Origin of the sequence: Ferrimonas pelagia, from assembly GCF_039543565.1 — a bacterium.
GTDB lineage: Bacteria > Pseudomonadota > Gammaproteobacteria > Enterobacterales > Shewanellaceae > Ferrimonas > Ferrimonas pelagia.
This window is the reverse complement of record NZ_BAABJZ010000051.1, coordinates 1-3,042: the sequence shown is the minus strand read 5'-3', so window position 1 is coordinate 3,042 and position 3,042 is coordinate 1. Positions and strand designations below refer to the sequence as shown.

Sequence of the window (3,042 nt, the reverse complement as noted above, 5' to 3'; positions counted from 1 at the left end):
AGCAGCGGGTCGAAGCCATCTTGGCGCAGATGCAGATCGCCCACCGACGCGATCATCTGCCGCAGCAACTGTCCGGCGGTCAGCAGCAGCGGGTCGCCGTGGCCCGCGCGCTGATCATCCAGCCCGCACTGATCCTCGCCGATGAGCCCACCGGCAACCTCGACTCAGAAAACTCCGAAGCGGTGATGAACCTGTTGTGCGAACTGAACCGTGCCGGCACCACCATCATCATGGTCACCCACTCAGACGAGGACGCCAGCTACGCCAGCCGCACCGTGCGCATGCGCGATGGCCAGATCGTCGCCGACATGCCGGTCGAGGTGAAGCGCTATGCCTAATGCTTATCGCTTAAACCATTTTGCCCTGCTGGGCAATTACCTGCGCACCGCCGTGCGCTCCCTGCTCAAGCAAAAACTGCACACCGGATTGAATCTGCTAGGGCTGTCACTTGGGCTAGCTGCAGCATTGCTCATTGCTTTGTGGGCACGCTTCGAGCTGAGTTACGACAACTTTCACCCTGATGCGCAGAGTAGCTATCGCGTACTCAGAGGCTACGCTGAGTCAAACCAACGCTCGACGGTTTTTCACGGTCCGTCGGTCGAGTTTTTACGCCAGCAGCCTGAGATAAAAAACCTGCTATCCGTCAACGCTTTCTTTTCTCCGCTCAGTCTCAATGGCACCCGTTTTTCCACGGATGGCTATCAAGTCGTTGAGCCCACTTTGCTGGAGATGTTTGCGCTGACCACCTTAGCGGGGGATATACATCAGACGTTTAGGGAGCCCAATCAGTTGGCGCTGTCGGAGAGTCAGGCGTACCGCATATTTGGCCCAAATGAGGTGATTGGGAAAACCGTTCAATGGGGGCAAATTGAGTTAGTGGTGTCAGCTGTATACGCGGATCTGCCGACCAACACCCACCTTCATCTGCAAGGATTCCTTAGCTTAGACACTTGGCGCCCTCACTATGGTCATATTTGGGAGAGCCAATCGAGTAACGGTACGAGGCTGTACCTACAGCCACAACCGGACTTTTCTGGAACCGAATTGGCAAAACTCTTATCTGAACGGATCGAGGGGCATTTTCATGACAGCTACGGGGCTATCGAATTGCAGCCGGTTACCCAAATTCACCTCTTCTCATACGGTCTTCAATTCGAATGGAAACCGGGTGGATCCGTACAAGCGGTCTACGTTGCCATCGGATTGGCACTTGGTACGTTGCTGATCGCCACTTTCAACTTCATTAATCTCAGTACCGCCCGCGCCAGCCTGAGAGCGAAAGAGATTGGAGTGCGCAAAGCCCTAGGCGCCAGCCGAGCACAGTTGATCAGCCAACTCCTGTTCGAAGCGCTGCTACTGACCGCAACGGCGGCTCTGTTGGCGTGTGTCTGGGCAGAGCTGGCGCTGCCCCATTTCAATCGCCTGATGAACAGCACACTGGATATTGATTACTTTGGCGAAGTGGGGCCGGTATTTCTGGTGATGGTGGTTACAGTCGGTGTGCTGGCCGGCGCTTACCCTGCGCTGTACCTGTCGTCTTTCAATAGTGCCCGAGTCCTGTCCGGCGATTTGAGCTCAGGCCGAGGGGCGATCCGTACTCGCCGAGTGCTGATCGGCCTTCAAAGTGCCATAAGTATCGGCCTGATTGTGGCCAGCGTTGGCGTCATCGCGCAGCTTGTTCTTTTGCAACATCAGCCGCTGGGTTACAGCAAGGAGCAGCGCTTAGTGATCCGCGATATGCCCAATGCAATGCTTCGAAGCGCGGACAACTTCGGCCAACATATAGACGCAACCGGCTTAGTCTCTCACTGGACATTCATAGACAAAGATCCGACCCGTGATTTCAATATGAACCGCAGGATACGCTCTAACGGTGAAACGGCTAGTATCACCATGAAAATGGGGTACGACAACTTTGCGACGACATTGGGGCTGGAGTTGTTGGCCGGTCGAGATTTTTCTGCGCAGTTCCAAGGCGACCGCTACGACCCACAAACACAAACCATTGGCGTGCTCATCAATAGAGAAGCTGCGCTCGCTCTGGGCTATCCAACTCCCCAAGATGCGCTCCACCAGACTTGGCACTTAGGTCAGGATAACGTCGCAGGCACCGTCATTGGCGTGGTCGAGAGCTATAAAGCAGGTCCTGCGATGGACAACCGGGCCATTTTTTTCACCCACAGCTACAGCGCCATAGGGACGGTCGACGCCATTATTGAGTTGAAACGCGACATATCCACTCAAGAGTTTGCAGAACTGAAAGAACATATTGAGCGTCCTTTGCCCAAGGGAATGGAGCTGGACATGCATTTTATGGACGCCATCTACCAGGCCCAGTTTGATCAGCAGCGTCGCCAGTTTGCCTTGCTGCTGTCGATGACCGCAGTGGCCCTTGCCCTCACCGTTATTGGCCTATTCGGCCTGGCTGCTTTCAGCTGTGAGCGCCGCAGCAAGGAGATCGCCATGCGCAAGGTGCTCGGCAGCAGTTACGCCAGCATCGTCGCCTTGATCAACAAAGAGTTTGTCGCTCTGGTGGCACTAGGCAGCCTAGTGGCTTGGCCGCTGGCCGCTTCGGGGCTAACCCTTTGGCTGGAGCACTTCCTGCACCGGGTGGAGCTGGCTTGGTGGTGGTTCCCTATGGCGACCGCTGTGGTACTGGCCATCACCATCGCGACGGTTTCAGCACTGGCACTCAACACCGCTCGCCAGCGCCCGGCCCTGACGTTGCGGGATGAATAAAGCACGGCTAACCGTTTCGTCGGGCACGGTTAGCCGCGCAGCGGCGTAACCTGCCGCCAGAACGGTCGACGATATAACAAAAACCCGGTGGCTTACGCTGCGCTAAGCCCCTACGAAGCAAACGCCAATGCGGCGGAGTGTCGCCGCAATGCGGATAAACAACGGCGTTAACCTGGGCCCGACTCGGGTTAACGCCGCCTAAAAGAACAACAAGAACACAAATGTTCCTAACGCCGTATCAAGGAATAGATAGATGATTAAACTGGACAATCTAAGCCGTCAATTTCGCACCGACAGCGTGCT

Annotated in this window: 2 protein-coding genes; both read left to right on the top strand. The window is 55.8% G+C overall.

From position 1 onward, the window contains the following. Window positions 1–338: ABC transporter ATP-binding protein (locus tag ABEA08_RS09630; protein ID WP_345335081.1), on the top strand; the 338-nt coding region annotated here is incomplete at its 5' end. After that, a complete protein-coding gene (locus tag ABEA08_RS09625) occupies window positions 331–2,739 on the top strand; it encodes an ABC transporter permease (RefSeq protein WP_345335080.1) in 2,409 nt (802 codons plus the stop codon). The genes ABEA08_RS09630 and ABEA08_RS09625, both read left to right, overlap by 8 nt. Window positions 2,740–3,042: the final 303 nt, after the last annotated feature.

What these genes read in the sequence shown, in the direction of transcription:
- ABEA08_RS09625 (WP_345335080.1), top strand. Translation starts at nt 331, where the DNA reads ATGCCTAATGCTTATCGCTTAAACCATTTTGCCCTGCTGGGCAATTAC.